General features: G+C 71.0%; 18 protein-coding genes. 14 read left to right on the forward strand and 4 right to left on the reverse strand.

The genetic code is table 11. The features are described 5' to 3' along the window. A partial coding sequence (locus tag A5691_RS08405) for an ATP-binding cassette domain-containing protein (protein ID WP_156675502.1) occupies window positions 1–463 on the reverse strand: 463 nt, incomplete at its 3' end. A 31-nt stretch (window positions 464–494) separates the two neighbouring features. Continuing rightward, the gene (locus A5691_RS08410; RefSeq protein ID WP_067889175.1) at window positions 495–1,775 is read right to left on the reverse strand and encodes an ammonium transporter; all 1,281 of its coding nucleotides are present in this window, start codon (window positions 1,773–1,775) and stop codon (window positions 495–497) included. A 71-nt stretch (window positions 1,776–1,846) separates the two neighbouring features. Here A5691_RS08410 and A5691_RS08415 point away from each other — a divergent pair, with 71 nt between their 5' ends. Next, window positions 1,847–2,458 (forward strand): DNA-3-methyladenine glycosylase, encoded by a 612-nt coding sequence (locus tag A5691_RS08415; RefSeq protein ID WP_067784255.1) that lies wholly within the window; start codon window positions 1,847–1,849, stop codon window positions 2,456–2,458. On the opposite strand, the gene A5691_RS08420 is transcribed toward A5691_RS08415, so the two are convergent. Next, window positions 2,455–3,345, reverse strand: a complete 891-nt coding sequence (locus A5691_RS08420) for a bile acid:sodium symporter family protein (protein ID WP_067784253.1) — start codon at window positions 3,343–3,345, stop codon at window positions 2,455–2,457. The genes A5691_RS08415 and A5691_RS08420 overlap by 4 nt on opposite strands. A 127-nt stretch (window positions 3,346–3,472) precedes the next feature. On the opposite strand from A5691_RS08420, the gene tyrS reads away from it, so the two are divergent. The 13 genes from tyrS to xerD all read left to right on the forward strand — a co-directional run bounded on the left by tyrS (window position 3,473) and on the right by xerD (window position 16,487). Further along, window positions 3,473–4,744 carry a tyrosine--tRNA ligase gene (tyrS, locus tag A5691_RS08425; protein ID WP_067750360.1) on the forward strand — a complete coding sequence of 424 codons (1,272 nt, stop codon included), beginning with the start codon at window positions 3,473–3,475 and terminating at the stop codon, window positions 4,742–4,744. Window positions 4,745–4,829: 85 nt separating this feature from the next. After that, entirely contained in the window at window positions 4,830–5,195 is a 366-nt protein-coding gene (locus A5691_RS08430) for a DUF732 domain-containing protein (protein ID WP_067750423.1), read from the forward strand. Between the two features lie 28 nt (window positions 5,196–5,223). Continuing rightward, on the forward strand, window positions 5,224–6,012 hold the full coding sequence (locus tag A5691_RS08435; RefSeq protein WP_082950208.1) for a tetratricopeptide repeat protein: 789 nt from the start codon (window positions 5,224–5,226) through the stop codon (window positions 6,010–6,012). Continuing rightward, window positions 6,009–7,019: an HAD-IIA family hydrolase gene (locus tag A5691_RS08440; RefSeq protein ID WP_068015088.1), complete on the forward strand. Its 1,011-nt coding sequence runs from the start codon at window positions 6,009–6,011 to the stop codon at window positions 7,017–7,019. The genes A5691_RS08435 and A5691_RS08440 overlap by 4 nt, the downstream gene beginning before the upstream one ends. A gap of 23 nt (window positions 7,020–7,042) precedes the next feature. Continuing rightward, window positions 7,043–7,228 (forward strand): hypothetical protein, encoded by a 186-nt coding sequence (locus A5691_RS08445; RefSeq protein WP_067750365.1) that lies wholly within the window; start codon window positions 7,043–7,045, stop codon window positions 7,226–7,228. 8 nt (window positions 7,229–7,236) lie between these two features. Further along, window positions 7,237–8,040, forward strand: a complete 804-nt coding sequence (locus A5691_RS08450) for a TlyA family RNA methyltransferase (protein ID WP_068266524.1) — start codon at window positions 7,237–7,239, stop codon at window positions 8,038–8,040. Further along, a complete protein-coding gene (locus A5691_RS08455; RefSeq protein WP_082950209.1) occupies window positions 8,037–8,969 on the forward strand; it encodes an NAD kinase in 933 nt (310 codons plus the stop codon). Before A5691_RS08450 ends, A5691_RS08455 begins: the two co-directional genes overlap by 4 nt. Further along, the gene (gene recN, locus A5691_RS08460) at window positions 8,970–10,727 is read left to right on the forward strand and encodes a DNA repair protein RecN (protein ID WP_068015094.1); all 1,758 of its coding nucleotides are present in this window, start codon (window positions 8,970–8,972) and stop codon (window positions 10,725–10,727) included. 194 nt (window positions 10,728–10,921) lie between these two features. Then, window positions 10,922–12,103: a putative cytokinetic ring protein SteA gene (gene steA / locus A5691_RS08465; protein ID WP_067784245.1), complete on the forward strand. Its 1,182-nt coding sequence runs from the start codon at window positions 10,922–10,924 to the stop codon at window positions 12,101–12,103. An 8-nt stretch (window positions 12,104–12,111) separates the two neighbouring features. Continuing rightward, a complete protein-coding gene (locus A5691_RS08470) occupies window positions 12,112–13,056 on the forward strand; it encodes a copper transporter (protein WP_067784243.1) in 945 nt (314 codons plus the stop codon). Between the two features lie 122 nt (window positions 13,057–13,178). After that, on the forward strand, window positions 13,179–14,933 hold the full coding sequence (locus A5691_RS08475; protein WP_067750373.1) for a CTP synthase: 1,755 nt from the start codon (window positions 13,179–13,181) through the stop codon (window positions 14,931–14,933). Then, window positions 14,926–15,549: an NUDIX hydrolase gene (locus A5691_RS08480; protein WP_068015097.1), complete on the forward strand. Its 624-nt coding sequence runs from the start codon at window positions 14,926–14,928 to the stop codon at window positions 15,547–15,549. The genes A5691_RS08475 and A5691_RS08480 overlap by 8 nt, the downstream gene beginning before the upstream one ends. Beyond that, on the forward strand, window positions 15,546–16,487 hold the full coding sequence (xerD, locus tag A5691_RS08485; protein ID WP_067750376.1) for a site-specific tyrosine recombinase XerD: 942 nt from the start codon (window positions 15,546–15,548) through the stop codon (window positions 16,485–16,487). Before A5691_RS08480 ends, xerD begins: the two co-directional genes overlap by 4 nt. 74 nt (window positions 16,488–16,561) lie before the next feature. Here the strand turns inward: xerD and A5691_RS08490 are convergent, their stop codons facing one another. Beyond that, entirely contained in the window at window positions 16,562–17,314 is a 753-nt protein-coding gene (locus tag A5691_RS08490) for an O-methyltransferase (protein ID WP_067750378.1), read from the reverse strand. Between the last annotated feature and the right edge of the window lie 56 nt (window positions 17,315–17,370).

Here is a 17,370-nt window from a genome sequence, read left to right on the forward strand (position 1 = left end):
CCACCGAACCGCGTTCTGCGGCAACCTTTCCGGCGGCCAGCGCACCCGGGTGTCGCTGGCCTGCGCGCTGGTCTGCCAGCCCGACCCGTTCGATCGCGTCGTCGGCGGCCTGGTGCTCGAAACCGTACAGCGCGGCGAAGTAACGGACGTTGTCGACGATCCGCAGGTCGTTGTAGATCGTCGGGTCCTGGGGGAGGTAGCCGACCCGGCGGTGCAGCGGCGCCGACCCGGCCGGGTGGCCGAGCACCTCGACGGTCCCCAAGGTCACGATCTGAGTGCCCACGATGCAGCGCATCAGGGTGGTCTTGCCGCAGCCGGACGGGCCGAGCAGGCCCGTGATGCTGCCCCGCCCGATCTGCACCGAGAAGTCGTGCAGGGCGGGGCGTTTCCCGCGGACCACCCGCAGGTGTTCGATGCGGACGGCCGGAGTCGTGATTAATTCATCACGGGATGAAGTCATCATGTGATGAATATCGTCCTCCGGCGAGGAGTTGTCAAGGGTTGGGGCGCTCGTCCAATCCGGGGCGGCGCAGCGGCAGGTGCCCGTGCACGCCCTCGGCGTAGGCGGTCTCGGCGTGCTGCGTGAGGTCGACGCCGGTGGTCTCGTCTTCCGGGCTGAGCCGGAAACCCATCACCCGGTCGATGACCTTCGCGATCACGAACGACACCGTGAACGCGTACAGCGCCACCACGACGATCGCGAGCAGTTGCCTGCCCAACTGGGTAAGGCCGCCCCCGTAGAACAGCCCCCGCGGGCCCGCCGTCATGACCGCCGTGGCGAGCAACCCGATCAACGACACCCCGACGACGCCGCCGACGAAGTGCACACCGACCACGTCCAGCGAATCGTCATAGTTGAAGCGGAATTTCGCGCTCACAGCGAACGAGCACACGACCCCGGCCGCAAGCCCGACGACCGCCGCGCCCAGCGTGTTGACGGTGCCGCAGGACGGCGTGATGGCGACCAGCCCGGCCACCACACCGGACGCCGCGCCGAACGTCGTCGGCCTGCCGTCGCGGATCTGCTCGACCGACAGCCAGCCGAGCATGCCGAGGCACCCGGCGACGAGCGTGTTGAGGAAGATGGCCGCGGCGGTCCCGTTGACGGCCAGGGCGGAACCGGCGTTGAACCCGAACCAGCCGAACCACAGCAGGCCGACCCCGAGCAGCACGAGCGGCAGGTTGTGCGGCCGCATGGCGTCCTTTTTGAAGCCGATGCGGGGGCCGAGCGCCAGCGCCAGCGCCAGCGCGGAGGAACCGGACACGATCTCGACGACGAGGCCGCCCGCGTAGTCGAGCACACCCAGTTTGGCCAGCCAACCGCCTGGCCCCCACACCCAGTGCGCCACAACCGAATACACGACGACCGTCCAGACCGGGACGAACACCATCCAGGCCGCGAACTTCGCGCGGTCGGCGATCGCGCCGCTGACCAGTGCGGCCGTGATGATCGCGAACGTCACCTCGAAGGTGGCGAAGAGCAGCTCGGGAACCGTCCCGTGGGCGGTCTCCGGGGTGATCCCGAGCATCCCGAGGTGGCGGAGGTTGCCCAGGAACCCGCTCGCGCCGTCCTCGGAGAACGCGATGGTGTAGCCGACCAGCAGCCACGCCACCGTGACCAGCGGGATGGAGATGAAGCTCATCATGATCATGTTGAGCACGCCGGTGGTGCGGACCATCCCGCCGTAGAAGATCGCCAGGCCGGGGGTCATCAGCAGGACGAGTGCCGTGCTGGCCAGCAGCCACGCGGTGGCGGCGGGGTCGATCGGATGCATGACGTGCGCTCCTTCACTGGTCCCAAGACACCGGGATATTGCCACGGCAGCGCCGCCGGTAGGTTCGGTGGGTGGCCGCAAGCCAGCTGTTAGTCGACCCCGTCGCGGCCGCCCATCGGCTCCTCGGCGCCACGCTGACCGGCCGGGACGTCAGGGCCGTCGTCGTCGAAGTCGAGGCTTATGGTGGCGTCCCGGACGGCCCGTGGCCGGACGCCGCGGCCCACTCGTACCGCGGCATCAGCGGGCGCAACGCGGTGATGTTCGGGCCTCCCGGACGGCTGTACACCTACCGCAGCCACGGGATCCACGTCTGCGCCAACGTCTCGTGCGGACCGGACGGCACCGCCGCGGCCGTCTTGCTGCGGGCGGCCGCGCTCGAGGACGGCACCGACGTCGCGCGCGCCCGGCGCGGCGAGCTGGTCCGCGGGGCCGCCCTCGCCCGGGGACCGGGCAACCTGTGTTCGGCGCTGGGAATCACCATAGACGACAACGGGATCGACCTCTTCGATCCCGCCAGCCCGATAACGCTGGAACTCAACGAGCCGCTCACCGCCGCGTCCGGCCCCCGCGTCGGGGTCAGCCAGGCCGCCGACCGGCCCTGGCGGTTGTGGCTCGCGGGCCGGCCCGAGGTCTCGGCCTACCGGCGCAGCCCGCGGGCGCCCGCCCCGGGCACCAGCGACTAGGCGCGCGCCGGCTCGTCCGGGCGCGCCGCCGCCCGGAAGGCGGGGTCCACGCGGCGCGCGAGCACGATGAACGTCACGGCCAGCAGGGGCGCCACGGCGCTGTACAGCGCGGCGGGCGTGGCCATCTCGGCGCTGTTCAGCAGCTGGGGGCTCAGCGCGACGCCCATCGCCACGACGGCGTTGTGCATGCCGACCTCCAGGCTGACCGCCACGGCCTGCCGCGGAGCCAGCCGCATCAGGCGCGGCGCCAGGTAGCCGACCGTCAGGCTGACCGCGCAGAACGTCACGACGGCTGCCGTGAGCACCCCGATGTTGTGCCACAGCGTCTTTCGCCCTCCGGCGATGGCACCCAGGACCGCGACGATCAACAGCGCGATGGCCAGTATTCGGACCGGTTTCTGCAGGCGCCGCGCCAGCTCGGGGAAGCGGTGCCTAAATGCGACGCCGATCGCGATGGGGACGAGCACCAGGCCGAAGACCGTGAAGAACTTGTCCAGCTGAAGCGGCAGAAACCGACCCCCGCCGAGAAACCAGGTCATCGACACCGCCAGGATCGCGGGCAACGCGACGATCGACAGCACGGCATTGATTGCGGTCAGCGTCAGGTTGAGCGCCAGGTCGCCGTTGAACAGGTGGCTGAGGATGCTGGACATCGTCCCGCCGGGGGTGGCGGCCATCAGCATGAGCCCGACCGCCAGGTGGGCTTCGAGATGGAAGGCCTCGGCGATGACCAGGCACAGGGCCGGGAGCAGCAGCGACTGACAGATCAGCGCAACCACCAAAGGCCTCCGCAGCGTGGCGGCCCGCTTGAAATCGTCGATCGTGAGCGTCAGCCCGAGGGCGAGCATCACGACCACGACGACCAACGGCCAGTATCGGTTGTCCATAACGCTCCGCGTTGTCGGTGCACTTACCGCCGAAGGCGACGGCGCGACGCTGCGCCGCGCATGAGCTTGCCTTATCGGGCGGCGCAAGGGCGAATCGTGGCCGCGGGAGCGACTAAAGTCGCTGGCGATGTCTTCCGGGATCCTTGACGAGCTGGGCTGGCGCGGGCTGATCGCGCAGTCCACCGACCTCGACGCGCTGGCCGCCGAGGCGCAGCGTGGGCCGATGACGGTGTACGCCGGCTTCGACCCCACGGCCGCCAGCCTGCACGCGGGCCACCTGGTGCCGCTGCTGGCGTTGCGGCGTTTTCAGCGCGCCGGCCACCGTCCGATCGTGCTCGCCGGCGGGGCCACCGGCATGATCGGTGACCCGCGCGACGTCGGGGAGCGCACCCTCAACGAGGCGGACACCGTCGCCGAATGGACCGAGCGCATCCGCGGGCAGCTGGAGCGCTTCGTCGATTTCGACGAGTCGCCGACGGGCGCGGTCGTCGTCGACAACCTGGACTGGACCGCCCCGTTGTCGGCCATCGAGTTCCTGCGCGACCTCGGCAAGCACTTCTCGGTCAACGTCATGCTGGATCGCGACACCGTCCGGCGGCGGCTGGAGGGCGAGGGCATCTCCTACACCGAGTTCAGCTACATGCTCCTGCAGGCCAACGACTACGTCGAATTGCACCGCCGGTACGGCTGCACGCTGCAGATCGGCGGCTCCGACCAGTGGGGCAACATCATCGCCGGGGTCCGGTTGGTCCGCCAGAAGCTGGGCGCGACGGTGCACGCGCTCACCGTCCCGCTGGTGACCGCGGCCGACGGCACCAAGTTCGGCAAGTCGACCGGCGGCGGCAGCCTGTGGCTCGACCCCGCGATGACCACGCCGTACGCCTGGTACCAGTACTTCTTCAACACTGCCGACGCCGACGTGATCCGGTACCTGCGGTGGTTCACCTTCCTGTCGGCCGACGAGCTGGCCGAACTGGAAGAGGCCACCCGAGAGCGCCCGCAACAGCGGGCCGCGCAGCGCCGGCTGGCCCGGGAACTGACCGCGCTGGTGCACGGGGAGGCGGCTACCGAGGCGGTCGAGCACGCCAGCCGGGCGCTGTTCGGGCAGGGCGAGCTGGACCGGCTGGACGAGGCGACGCTGGCGGCGGCGCTGCGCGAGGCCTCGGTCGCCGAGCTCAAGCCCGGCGGCCCGGACGGGATCGTCGATCTGCTGGTGGCCAGCGGTCTGTCCGAGAGCCGCAAGGCCGCGCGCCGCACGATCGGCGAGGGCGGGGTGTCGGTCAACAATGCGCGCATCGACAGCGAGGACTGGTCGCCGCAGCCGTCGGACTTCCTGCACGGCCGGTGGCTGGTGCTGCGCCGCGGCAAGCGCACCGTCGCGGGGATCGAAAAGGTCTGAGGGACGCACCCGCAAAACGCCCGGATGGCCAAATCTTTACCGCACCGTGTTGCGGCTGTGACCCACATTGGCCAGGGTGGTCACGATGACATCCCTCAGGCGTGTGGAGTGGGCCCTGCTGCGTCTCGTGGGAGTGGGCGCCTGCGTTGCGGGCCTGGCCGCCCCGCTGGCCGCGCCCGTGCGCGCCGACATGCGGGGAAACGCCTTCCTGATGGCGCTGTCCAACGCCGGGATCACCTATCCCCACCCGGCCAGCGCCCTGGCGCTGGGCGAGTCGGTGTGCCCGATGCTGGTCATGCCGGGCCAGTCCTTCGACTCGGTGGCCGCCGAGATGTCCAAGCGCAGCGGCCTGGGCTACGAGTCGGCCGGCCTGTTCACCATCGTCGCCGTCGCAAACTACTGCCCGGCCGTGATCGCGCCGCTGCTGCAGAACCGGCTCATGGCGTACTAGCCGGCGGCGCCCCCGTATCCTCGGCTGCGTGGTCGACGACAGGCAGCGGCAGCGGGGTGAACGGCGCCCGCGCGCATCCGGCGCCTGGTCGGGGCCCGGCCGGGCGCGACCGGCCCAGCCGCAGCAGCCCGACGGCCACCGCACGCCGGACGCCGGACCGCCGATACCCCCGGGCGTCGAAGCCCGGCAGCTGGCGCCCGAGATCCGCGGCGAGCTCAGCACACTGGACCGCGCCACGGCGGACGCGGTGGCGCGCCACCTCGTCGCCGCCGGCGAGCTGCTCGACGAGGACCCCGAGGCCGCGCTGAGCCACGCCCGCGCGGCGCGGGCCCGGTCCAGCCGGATCGCCGCGATTCGCGAGGCGGTCGGTATCGCCGCCTACCACTGCGGCGACTGGGCGCAGGCGCTGGCCGAATTGCGCGCCGCCCGCAGGATGGGCAGCAAGTCCAACCTGCTCGCGCTGATCGCGGATTGCGAACGCGGGCTTGGCCGTCCGGAGCGGGCGATCGAACTCGCGCGCGGGCCCGAGGCGGCCCAGCTCGCGGGGGACGACGCCGACGAGCTGCGCATCGTCGCCGCCGGCGCCCGCGCGGACCTCGGGCAGCTCGAGCAGGCGCTGACCGTGTTGTCGACGCCGCAGCTGGACCCCGGCCGCCAGGGCTCGACGGCAGCGCGGCTGTTCTACGCCTACGCCGACACGCTGCTTGCGCTGGGCCGCAATGACGAAGCGCTGCAATGGTTTTTGCGCTCGGCCGCCGCCGACGTCGACGGCGCCACCGATGCCGAAGACCGGGTCAGCGAGCTGGGCTCCGGATGACAAGCGTTGCGCGCCAATATGATTGCCTGCTGCTCGACCTGGACGGAACCCTGTTTCGCGGCCGGCGGCCCACCGAGGGTGCGGTCGAGGCGCTGGCCGAGGTGCAAAGCCGCGCCTTCTTCGTCACCAACAACGCCTCGCGCAGCGCCGCCGAGGTGGCGGCGCACCTGACCGAGCTCGGCTTCACCGCCACCGCCGACGACGTCGCCACCAGCGCCCAGAGCGCAGCCCGCCTGCTGGCCGACCGGTTGCCGGCGGGGTCGCCGGTGCTGATCGTGGGCACGGACGCGCTGGCCGACGAGGTGGCCGCCGTCGGCCTGCGCCCGGTGCGGCGCTATGACGACGGCCCGGTCGCCGTCGTCCAGGGCCTCTCGATGACCATCGGCTGGCCGGACCTCGCCGAGGCCGCGCTGGCCATCCGGTCCGGGGCCCTGTGGGTGGCGGCCAACATCGATCCGACCCTGCCCACCGAGCGGGGCCTGCTGCCCGGGAACGGCTCCTTCGTCGCCGCGTTGCGGGCGGCCACCGGCGCCGAGCCGCAGGTCGCGGGCAAGCCGGCGCCCGGGCTGCTGACCGACGCGGCGGCCCGCGGCGAGTTCCGCGCGCCCCTGGTGGTGGGCGACCGGCTGGACACCGACATCGAGGGCGCCAACGCGGCCGAGCTGCCCAGCCTGATGGTGCTCACCGGCGTCAGCTCGGCGCGGGACGCGGTGTACGCCGAACCGGCGCGCCGGCCGACCTACATCGGCCACGACCTGCGCGCGCTGCACTCCGACGGCGAGCAACTCGCGGTCGGCCCGCAGCCGGGCTGGCGCGTCGACGTCGACGAGGACGCGGTGACCGTCAGCGGCGCCCGGCCCGACGACGGCGACGGGCTCTCGATCGTGCGGGCGGTCGCCAGCGCGGTATGGGATGCGCGGCCGGACGGGCGCCCGGTGGATATCCGGGCCGCCGATGACAACGCCCGCGCCGCGTTGCGGCGCTGGTCGTTGGTGCGCGGCGACTGACGGGTGACTAGCGTAAGAGCGCAATGACTATCGATCCTGAAGAAATCCGCGCCGAAATCGACGCCCTGCTGGCCAGGCTGCCCGAGCCCGGGGCGCCGGACGATCCCGACAACGAGCCGTCGCTGACGGAGCTCGAAGACATCGCCCGCCGCCTCTCCGAGGCGCACGACGTGCTGATGGCCGCGCTGGAGTCGGCGGAGAAGGGCTGAGTGCGCGCATGTCTCGCCGCGCCCGCGTCGACGCCGAGCTGGTCCGGCGCGGCCTCGCGCGATCGCGTCAACAGGCCGCGGAGTTGATCGGCGCCGGCCGGGTCAGCATCGACGGGCTGCCGGCGCGCAAGCCGGGCACCGCCGTCGCGGTCACCGCGGCCCTGACCGTCGCCGACGACGGGGAACGGGGCTGGGTGTCGCGCGGCGCGCACAAACTGATCGGCGCCCTGGACACCTTCGGGATTCCGGTGGCGGGCCGACGCTGCCTGGACGCCGGCGCGTCCACCGGCGGGTTCACCGAGGTCCTGCTGGACCGCGGGGCCGCGGAGGTCGTCGCCGTCGATGTCGGCTACGGCCAGCTGGCGTGGTCGCTGCGCAGCGACCCGCGGGTCGTCGTCGTCGAGCGGACCAACGCCCGCGACCTGACGCTCGAGGCGATCGGGGGACCCGTCGACCTGATCGTGGCCGACCTGTCGTTCATTTCGCTGGCCACCGTGTTGCCCGCGCTGGCTGGATGTGCTTCGCCCACTGCGGATATCGTTCCCATGGTGAAGCCGCAGTTTGAGGTGGGCCGGGGCCAGGTCGGCGCCGGCGGGGTGGTGCACGACCCCGGCCTGCGCGCCGATGCCGTGCTGGCCGTGGCGCGCCGCGCCGGCGAGCTGGGCTGGCATGCCGCCGGCGTCACCGCCAGCCCCCTGCCCGGCCCGTCGGGCAATGTCGAATATTTCCTCTTGCTTCGCGGGCAGCCGGGATTGGCGGATGACGAGTTGGTGGCGGCGGTGCGCCGCGCGGTAGACGAGGGTCCGCAGTGACGTCGGGGACCGAGCAGCGCACCGTGCTGATGGTGGTGCACACCGGCCGCGAGGAAGCCACCGAGACGGCGGCCCGCGTGCAGAAGGTGTTGGGCGCCAACGACATCGGGCTTCGCGTGTTGTCCGCCGAGGCGGTCGACCGCGGCTCGCTGCATGTGGCCCCCGACGACATCCGGGCGATGGGCGTCGAGATCGAGGTGGTGGACGCGGATCCGCAGGCGGCCGACGGGTGCGAGCTGGTGCTGGTGCTCGGCGGGGACGGCACGTTCCTGCGTGCGGCCGAACTGGCCCGCAACGCCGGGATCCCGGTCCTGGGCGTCAACCTGGGTCGGATCGGCTTCCTGGCCGAGGCCGAGGCGGAGGCCATCGACCGGGTGCTGGACCACGTGGTCGCCAAGGACTACCGGGTCGAGGACCGCCTGACCCTGGACGTGCTGGTGCGCACGGGCGGGCGCGAGATCGCGCACGGCTGGGCGCTCAACGAGGTCAGCCTGGAAAAGGGCCCGCGGCTGGGCGTGCTGGGCGTGGTCGTCGAGATCGACGGGCGGCCGGTCTCGGCGTTCGGGTGCGACGGGGTGCTGGTGTCGACGCCCACCGGGTCCACCGCCTATGCGTTCTCCGCGGGCGGCCCGGTGTTGTGGCCGGACCTCGAGGCAATCCTGGTGGTGCCCAACAACGCTCACGCGCTGTTCGGCCGGCCGATGGTCACCAGCCCCGACGCCACCATCGCCATCGAGATCGAGGCGGACGGTCACGACGCGCTGGTGTTCTGCGACGGCCGCCGCGAGATGCTGATCCCGGCCGGTAGCCGGATCGAGGTAAGGCGTTGCGACACACCGGTGAAATGGGCGCGCCTGGACAGCGCGCCGTTCACCGACCGGTTGGTGCGCAAATTCCGGTTGCCGGTCACCGGGTGGCGTGGGAAGTAGATGCTGACCGAAATCCGGATCGAGTCGCTGGGCGCCATCAGCGCAGCGGTCGGGGAGTTCGACCGCGGCCTGACCGTACTGACCGGCGAAACCGGCACCGGCAAGACGATGGTGGTGACCGGGCTGCACCTGCTCGGCGGCGCCCGCGCCGACGCCACCCGCGTCCGGTCCGGCGCTGACCGTGCGGTCGTCGAAGGCCGTTTCACCACAACCGATCTCGAGGACGCCGCGATCGCCCTGCTGGACGGGATGCTGGACGCCTCGGGCGCCGAACGCGACGAGGACGGCAGCGTGATCGCGCTGCGCTCGGTCAGCCGCGACGGGCCGTCGCGGGCGTACCTCGGCGGTCGCAGCGTGCCCGCCAAGTCGCTGGGCGACTTCACCGCGGAGCTGCTCACGCTGCACGGGCAGAACGACCAGCTGCGGCTGATGCGGCCCGAGGAGCAACGCGGCGCGCTGGACCGCTTCGCCAAGGCGGCCCCCGCGCTCGAGCGCTACCGCAAACTGCGCGACGCCTGGCTCACCGCGCGGCACGACCTCATCGACCGCCGCAACCGCATGCGCGAGCTGGCGCTGGAATCCGACCGGCTGACATTCGCGCTCAACGAGATTGACACCGTCGACCCGCAACCGGGCGAGGACGACGCCCTGGTCGCCGACATCGTCCGGCTCTCCGAGCTGGACACCCTGCGCGAGGCCGCGGTCACCGCGCACGCGGCACTGAGCGGCGCGGCCGACGACGCCGGCGCCGACGGGCACAGCGCCGCGGACTGCCTGGGGCGCGCCCGGGCCGCCCTCGAGTCGAGCGACGACGCGAAGCTGCGCTCGCTGGCCGGGCAGGTCGGCGAGGCGCTCACCGTCGTCGCCGACGCGGCCGGCGAACTGAGCGCCTACCTGGACGAGCTGCCGGTCGACGCCAGCGCGCTGGAAGCCAAGCTGGCCCGGCAGGCCGAGCTGCGCACGCTGACCCGCAAGTATGCCGCGGACGTCGACGGCGTGTTGCGGTGGGCCCGGGAGTCGCGGGAACGCCTGGCCCAGCTCGACGTCTCCGAGGAGGGCCTGCAGGCTCTCGCGACCCGGGTCGACGAGCTGGCACGCGAATTGGCCGAAGCCGCAATCGATCTCAGCGGCATCCGGCGCAAGGCCGCCAAGCGGCTCGCCAAGGAGGTCACCGCCGAGCTGTCCGGGCTGGCGATGGCCGACGCCCAGTTCGGCATCGACGTGAGCAACGACGTCGCCGCCGACAAGGACGACCCCGCCGCGCTCGCGCTCCCGTCGGGCGAACTGGCCCGCGCGGGCGCCGACGGCGTCGATCAGGTCGAGTTCGGTTTCGCCGCGCACCGCGGGATGGATCAGCTTCCCCTGGCCAAGAGCGCCTCCGGCGGCGAGCTGTCCCGGGTGATGCTGGCGCTGGAGGTGGTGCTGGCCGCCTCGGCCGCGGGCACCACCATGGTGTTCGACGAGGTCGACGCCGGCGTCGGCGGCCGGGCCGCGGTGCAGATCGGGCGGCGCCTGGCGCGGCTGGCCCGCACCCACCAGGTCATCGTGGTCACGCACCTGCCTCAGGTCGCGGCGTACGCCGACGTGCATCTGGTGGTGCATAGCGCCGGGCCCAAGGGGACCAGCGTGGTGCGGCGGGTCACCGGCGACGAGCGGGTCGCCGAACTGGCGCGGATGCTGGCCGGGCTGGGCGAGTCCGACAGCGGCCGGGCGCACGCCCGCGAACTGCTCGACGCGGCTCAGAAGGACGAGATTTAACGCCCAGGAGCCTTCTCCGCCGGCGCGAGCGTCGTGTTTGCACAGCGACACGCCGCTGAAGCCGTGCAACTGTGCACCCTCGCGCGATCAACCCGTTAGCGGCTTGTGACTAATGGGACTCTAGTCAACTTCTGGGGCTGATGTTACGGCGCGCCTCCACGCCTCCTCCATGCATCACCGACAGAATCGCCCCCATGAAGATGTCAGGCCTGCTTACCCGTAACACCGCCCGACCCGGCCTCGTCGGCACCGCCCGGGTGGACCGGAACATCGACCGATTGCTGCGCAGGGTGTGCCCCGGCGACATCGTGGTGCTCGACGTCCTGGATCTGGACCGCATCACGGCGGACGCCTTGGTGGAGGCCGATATCGCCGCGGTCGTCAACGCCTCGCCCTCGGTGTCCGGCCGCTACCCGAACATGGGGCCGGAGGTGCTGGTCAACAACGGGGTCACCCTGATCGACGAGACCGGACCCGACATCTTCAAGAAGGTCAAGGACGGCGCCAAGATCCGTCTGCACGAGGGCGGGGTGTACTCGGGCGACCGGCGGCTGGTCCGCGGCACCGAGCGCACCGACCACGACATCGCCGACCTGATGCGGGAGGCCAAGAGCGGGCTGTCCGCGCATCTGGAGGCGTTCGCAGGCAACACGATCGAGTTCATCAAGAGCGAGAGCCCCCTGCTCATCGACGGCATCGGGATCCCCGACATCGACGTCGACCTGCGCCGGCGGCACGTGGTGATCGTCGCCGACGAACCCAGCGCCGAGGAGGACCTGAAGTCCCTCAAGCCGTTCATCAAGGAGTACCAGCCGGTGCTCTTCGGTGTGGGCAGCGGCGCGGATGTGTTGCGCAAGGCCGGGTATCGGCCGCAGGTGATCGTCGGCGACCCCGACCAGATCAGTGCCGACGCCCTCAAGTGCGGCGCGCAGGTGGTGCTGCCCGCCGACGCCGACGGCCACGCGCCCGGCCTGGAGCGCATCCAGGACCTCGGCGTCGGGGCGATGACGTTCCCGGCCGCGGGTTCGGCGATCGACCTGGCCCTGCTGCTGGCCGATCACCACGGGGCCGCGCTGCTGGTGACCGCCGGCCACACCGCCAACATCGAGACCTTCTTCGACCGGACCCGCGCGCACAGCAACCCCTCGACCTTCCTGACCCGGCTTCGGGTGGGGGAGAAGGTGGTGGACGCCAAGGCCGTGGCAACCCTGTACCGCAATCACATCTCGGCGGGCGCCATCGCGCTGCTGGCGCTGACGATGCTGATCGCCGTCATCGTCGCCCTGTGGGTGTCGCGTACCGACGGCGTGGTGGTGCACTGGGTCACCGACTACTGGAACCACTTCTCCCTCTGGGTTGCCCACCTGGTGAGCTAGGGCCGGAAATGATCTCGCTCCGCCAACACGCGTTATCGCTGGCTGCCGTCTTCCTGGCCCTGGCCGTGGGAGTCGTGCTCGGCTCCGGCTTCCTGTCCGACACCCTGCTGTCCAGCCTGCGTGACGAGAAGCGGGATCTGCACACCCAGATCAACGGGCTCAACGACCAGAAGAACGTGCTGAACGAAAAGCTCAGCGCGGCAAACAATTTCGACACCCAGCTGGGCGGCCGGATGGTGCACGACGCGCTCGCCGGCAAGTCGGTCGTGGTGTTCCGCACCCCGGACGCCAACGACGACGACGTCGCCTCGGTCTCGAAGATCATCGGCCAGGCCGGCGGCGCGGTGACCGGAACCGTGTCGTTGACAAGCGAGTTCGTCGAGGCCAATTCGGCGGAGAAGCTGCAGACCGTGGTGAACTCGTCGGTTCTGCCCGCCGGTCAGCAGTTGAGCACCAAGCTCGTCGACCAGGGCTCGCAGGCCGGCGACCTGATGGGTATCGCGCTGCTGATCAACACCAATCCGGCGGTCCCGCCCGTCGACGAACCGCAGCGCGACACCGTGCTGGCGGCGTTGCGGGAAACGGGATTCATCACCTATCAGCCCAGCGACCACCTGGGCGCGGCGAACGCCGCGCTGATCGTCACCGGCGGCTCGCTGCCCCAGGACGCCGGCAACCGGGGCGTCAGCGTCGCCCGGTTCGCCGCCGCGATGGCGCCGCACGGCTCGGGCACCCTGCTGGCCGGCCGGGACGGCTCGGCGACCGGCGGGGCCGCCGTCGCCGTGACGCGCGCCGACGCTCCGATGAATTCCGCGGTCAGCACCGTCGACGACGTCGACACCGCGCCCGGCCGGATCACCGCCGTGCTGGGCCTGCACGACCTGATCAACGGCGGGCACCCGGGCCAGTACGGCACCGGTCACGGCGCCACGTCGATCACGGTGCCCCAGTAGCGGGCGTGTTCGCCGCGACACGTCGGTCGTGGATGTTAGGGTGGGTTTCCGTGGGTCGGCAGGCCCAACTAGTTATTCGCTAGCAAAATTCGACGCCCTGCCCGTCTTCACGGAGGTCGCCTGTGCGAAAGCACCCGCAATCCGCAACCAAGCACCTCTTCGTCAGCGGGGGCGTGGCGTCCTCGTTGGGTAAGGGTCTCACCGCCAGCAGCCTCGGTCAGTTACTGACGGCCCGCGGGTTGTACGTGACGATGCAAAAGCTCGACCCATACCTCAACGTCGATCCGGGCACGATGAACCCGTTCCAGCACGGCGAGGTGTTCGTCACCGAGGACGGCGCCGAAACCGATCTCGATGTCGGCCACTACGAGCGGTTCCTGGATCGCGACCTGTCCGGATCGGCGAATGTCACGACGGGACAAGTGTATTCGACCGTCATCGCCAAGGAACGGCGCGGCGAATACCTGGGCGACACCGTGCAGGTGATCCCGCACATCACCGACGAGATCAAGAGCCGGATCCTGGCGATGGCACAGCCCGACGCCGAGGGCAACCGCCCCGACGTGGTCATCACCGAAATCGGCGGCACCGTGGGCGATATCGAGTCGCAGCCGTTCCTGGAGGCGGCGCGCCAGGTACGTCACGACCTGGGCCGGGAGAACGTCTTCTTCCTGCACGTGTCGCTGGTGCCCTACCTGGCGCCCTCGGGCGAGCTCAAGACCAAGCCCACCCAGCACTCGGTGGCGGCGCTGCGCAGCATCGGTATCACCCCGGACGCGCTGATTCTGCGCTGCGACCGCGACGTCCCCGAAGCGCTGAAGAACAAGATCGCGTTGATGTGTGACGTCGACATCGACGGCGTCATCTCCACGCCCGACGCGCCGTCGATCTATGACATCCCGAAGCGACTGCACCGCGAGGAGCTCGACGCGTACGTGGTGCGCCGGCTCAACCTGCCGTTCCGCGACGTCGACTGGACCGAGTGGGACGACCTGCTGCGCCGGGTGCACGAGCCGCACGAGACCGTGCGAATCGCGTTGGTGGGCAAGTACGTTGAGCTCTCAGACGCCTACCTGTCGGTCACCGAGGCGCTGCGCGCCGGCGGCTTCAAGCACCACGCCAAGGTGGAGATGCAATGGGTGGCCTCCGACGGGTGCGAGACCGCGGCGGGCGCGGCGGCGGCGCTGGGTGACGTGCACGGCATCCTGATCCCGGGCGGCTTCGGCATCCGCGGGATCGAGGGCAAGATCGGCGCCATCCGGTACGCCCGGTCGCGCGGGCTGCCGGTCCTGGGCCTGTGCCTGGGGCTGCAGTGCATCGTGATCGAGGCGGCGCGCTCGGCGGGGCTGGACGGGGCCAATTCGGCCGAATTCGACCCCGCCACACCGGATCCCGTCATCTCCACGATGGCCGACCAGGTCGACGCGGTGGCGGGCCAGGCCGATCTGGGCGGCACCATGCGCCTGGGCGCGTATCCCGCGGTGCTGCAGCCGGATTCGATCGTGGCCCAGGCGTACGGGACGACGCAGGTCTCCGAGCGGCACCGGCACCGCTATGAGGTCAACAACGCCTACCGGGACAAGATCGCCGAGAGCGGCCTGCGGTTCTCCGGGACCTCGCCCGACGGGCATCTGGTGGAATTCGTCGAATACCCGCCCGAGGTGCACCCGTTCGTCGTCGGGACCCAGGCTCACCCCGAACTCAAGAGCCGGCCCACCCGCCCGCATCCGTTGTTCGTCGCGTTCGTCGGGGCGGCCCTGGACTACCAGTCGGGCGAGCTGCTGCCGGTGGAGATCCCCGAGCACGCCTCCAACGGCAACCAGCAGCAGCGGGACAGCGTCGGCCAGTCGCTACCTGAGCCCGCCACCCGTGGCTGAGCACGAATTCGAGACGGCGTCATCCGAAACGCTGTACACGGGAAAGATTTTCGCGTTGCGCAGCGACGAGGTGCGAATGCCGGGCGGCACCACCGCCGTTCGTGAAGTCGTCGAACACTACGGGGCGGTTGCCGTCGTTGCGCTGAACTCCGACAACGAGATCGCAATGGTCTACCAATACCGCCACGCGTTCGGCCGCCGGTTGTGGGAGCTTCCGGCCGGGCTGCTCGACGTGGCGGGGGAGCCGCCGCAGCGGACGGCGGCCCGGGAGCTGCAAGAGGAAGCGGGATTGAAGGCCGACGACTGGCGGGTGCTCGTCGACCTCGATTCCACTCCCGGATTCAGCGACGAATCGGTGCGGGTGTACCTGGCCACCGGCCTGACCGAGGTGGAGCGCCCGCAGGCGCATCACGAGGAAGCCGACATGACGATGCGCTGGTATCCGCTCGAGGAGGCCACCGAGATGGTGCTTCGCGGCGAGATCGTCAACGCCATTGCGGTGGCGGGCATTCTGGCTGCCCAGGTCGTCACTACCCGACTCATGCCGACCCGCCCCGCGGACAGCCCCTGGCCCGACAAGCCGACGGCGTTCGCCGCGCGAAAGGCCGCGCGATGACGACGGCGGCCCTGGACACCCAGCTGCAGGGCTACCTCGACCACCTCACGATCGAGCGGGGCGTCGCCGCGAACACGCTCAGTTCCTATCGGCGGGACCTGCGCCGCTACACGAAGCACCTGTCGGACCGGGGAATCCACGACCTGGCCAAGGTGGGCGAGGATGACGTGAGCGAGTTCCTGGTGGCGCTGCGGCGCGGCGATCCCGACTCGGGGACGGCGGCGCTGTCCGCGGTGTCGGCGGCGCGGGCCCTGATCGCAGTGCGCGGCCTGCACCGGTTCGCCGCCGCCGAGGGGCTCGCTGAACTCGACGTGGCGCGCGCGGTCCGCCCGCCGACCCCGGGCCGGCGGCTCCCCAAGAGCCTGACCATCGACCAGGTGCTGGCGCTGCTGGAGGGCGCGGGCGGCGACGGCGCGTCCGACGGGCCGCTCACGCTGCGCAACCGGGCGCTGCTGGAACTCCTGTACTCCACCGGGGCGCGGATCTCCGAGGCCGTCGGCCTCGACGTCGACGACGTCGACACCAAGGCCCGGTCGGTGTTGCTGCGCGGCAAGGGCGGCAAGCAGCGGCTGGTGCCGATCGGGCGCCCCGCCGTGCAGGCCCTCGATGCCTATCTGGTGCGCGGGCGCCCCGACCTGGCCCGCCGCGGCCGCGGGACACCGGCCATCTTTCTCAACGTGCGCGGCGGGCGACTGTCGCGGCAAAGCGCGTGGCAGGTGCTGCAGGACGCCGCCGAACGCGCCGGCATCACGTCCGGCGTCTCACCGCACATGCTGCGGCATTCGTTCGCGACCCACCTGCTCGAGGGCGGCGCCGACGTGCGCGTGGTGCAGGAGTTGCTGGGGCACGCCTCGGTGACGACGACGCAGATCTACACGATGGTCACCGTGCACGCGCTGCGCGAGGTGTGGGCGGGCGCCCACCCGCGCGCGCAGTAGTTGGCGCGAGCAGACACAAAATCGCGTGCTTTCGACCCGGAATGGGCGATTTTGCGTCTGCTCGGCGGGAGAATTCAGCCCAGGTACTCGGATTCCAGCACCAGATCGGAGACCAGCGACTGGTATTCCAGGTGCGCCTTGTGCTCGACGGTGTTCCACTGCTTGCCCTGCTGCTGGCGCATGTACTCGCGATACTTCGGCGCGCCCGGCACCCGGACGTTGTCGGCGACCACGATCGCGCCCGGGCGCAGCCAACCGCGGGCCATGATGCTGCGCAGGTCGTCGAGATAGGCGTCCTTGTCGTGGTCCAGGAACGTGAAGTCGAGGCCGCCGGGCGCGAAGCCGTGCTCGTCGGCCAGCGCGTCCAGGGTGCGCCCGCCGTCGCCGATGGTGCCCACGACGCACGTCACCCGCTCGGCGACGCCGGCGTGGGCCCAGATCCGCCGCGCGTTGGCGGCGTTGGCCTCGGCGAGTTCGACGGAGTACACGTGCGCGCTCGGGGCGGCCCTGGCGATGCGCAATGCGCCGTATCCGACGTAGGTGCCCAACTCCAGCGCCACCGCCGGGTCGGAGCGGCGGACGGCCGCGTCGAGAATTTGCCCCTTTTCGTCGCCGACGTTGATCAGCATCGACTTCTCGTAGGCGAACTTGTCGATGGTGGCCAGCACGTCGTCGATGTCGCCGGCCCTGGCGTTGCGCAGGACGTAGTCCACGGCCGCGGCCTCGCGGCCGTCGCCGATCTGACCCGTCGTGGTGATGTTGCGCGCCCCGGTCGCCATCCGCCAGACCGACCATCGCAGCAGGGGAATCCGTCGCTTGAGGTCCATGCCGCCACAGTAGTGCGGGCGGCGAGATTGCCACCAAGGTCGTCGGGGCGCCGGAA

Source organism: Mycobacterium sp. E183 (genome assembly GCF_001667735.1).
In the GTDB taxonomy this organism is placed as follows: domain Bacteria; phylum Actinomycetota; class Actinomycetes; order Mycobacteriales; family Mycobacteriaceae; genus Mycobacterium.

Bases quoted from the DNA above. Each gene is read 5' to 3' on its own strand.
- A5691_RS08490 (WP_067750378.1), bottom strand. From the start codon at position 17,314: ATGGACCTCAAGCGACGGATTCCCCTGCTGCGATGGTCGGTCTGGCGG.
- A5691_RS08410 (WP_067889175.1), bottom strand. From the start codon at position 1,775: ATGCATCCGATCGACCCCGCCGCCACCGCGTGGCTGCTGGCCAGCACG.
- A5691_RS08450 (WP_068266524.1), top strand. From the start codon at position 7,237: ATGTCTCGCCGCGCCCGCGTCGACGCCGAGCTGGTCCGGCGCGGCCTC.
- A5691_RS08440 (WP_068015088.1), top strand. From the start codon at position 6,009: ATGACAAGCGTTGCGCGCCAATATGATTGCCTGCTGCTCGACCTGGAC.
- A5691_RS08430 (WP_067750423.1), top strand. From the start codon at position 4,830: ATGACATCCCTCAGGCGTGTGGAGTGGGCCCTGCTGCGTCTCGTGGGA.
- steA (WP_067784245.1), top strand. From the start codon at position 10,922: ATGAAGATGTCAGGCCTGCTTACCCGTAACACCGCCCGACCCGGCCTC.
- A5691_RS08445 (WP_067750365.1), top strand. From the start codon at position 7,043: ATGACTATCGATCCTGAAGAAATCCGCGCCGAAATCGACGCCCTGCTG.
- recN (WP_068015094.1), top strand. From the start codon at position 8,970: ATGCTGACCGAAATCCGGATCGAGTCGCTGGGCGCCATCAGCGCAGCG.
- A5691_RS08420 (WP_067784253.1), bottom strand. From the start codon at position 3,345: ATGGACAACCGATACTGGCCGTTGGTCGTCGTGGTCGTGATGCTCGCC.
- xerD (WP_067750376.1), top strand. From the start codon at position 15,546: ATGACGACGGCGGCCCTGGACACCCAGCTGCAGGGCTACCTCGACCAC.
- tyrS (WP_067750360.1), top strand. From the start codon at position 3,473: ATGTCTTCCGGGATCCTTGACGAGCTGGGCTGGCGCGGGCTGATCGCG.
- A5691_RS08470 (WP_067784243.1), top strand. From the start codon at position 12,112: ATGATCTCGCTCCGCCAACACGCGTTATCGCTGGCTGCCGTCTTCCTG.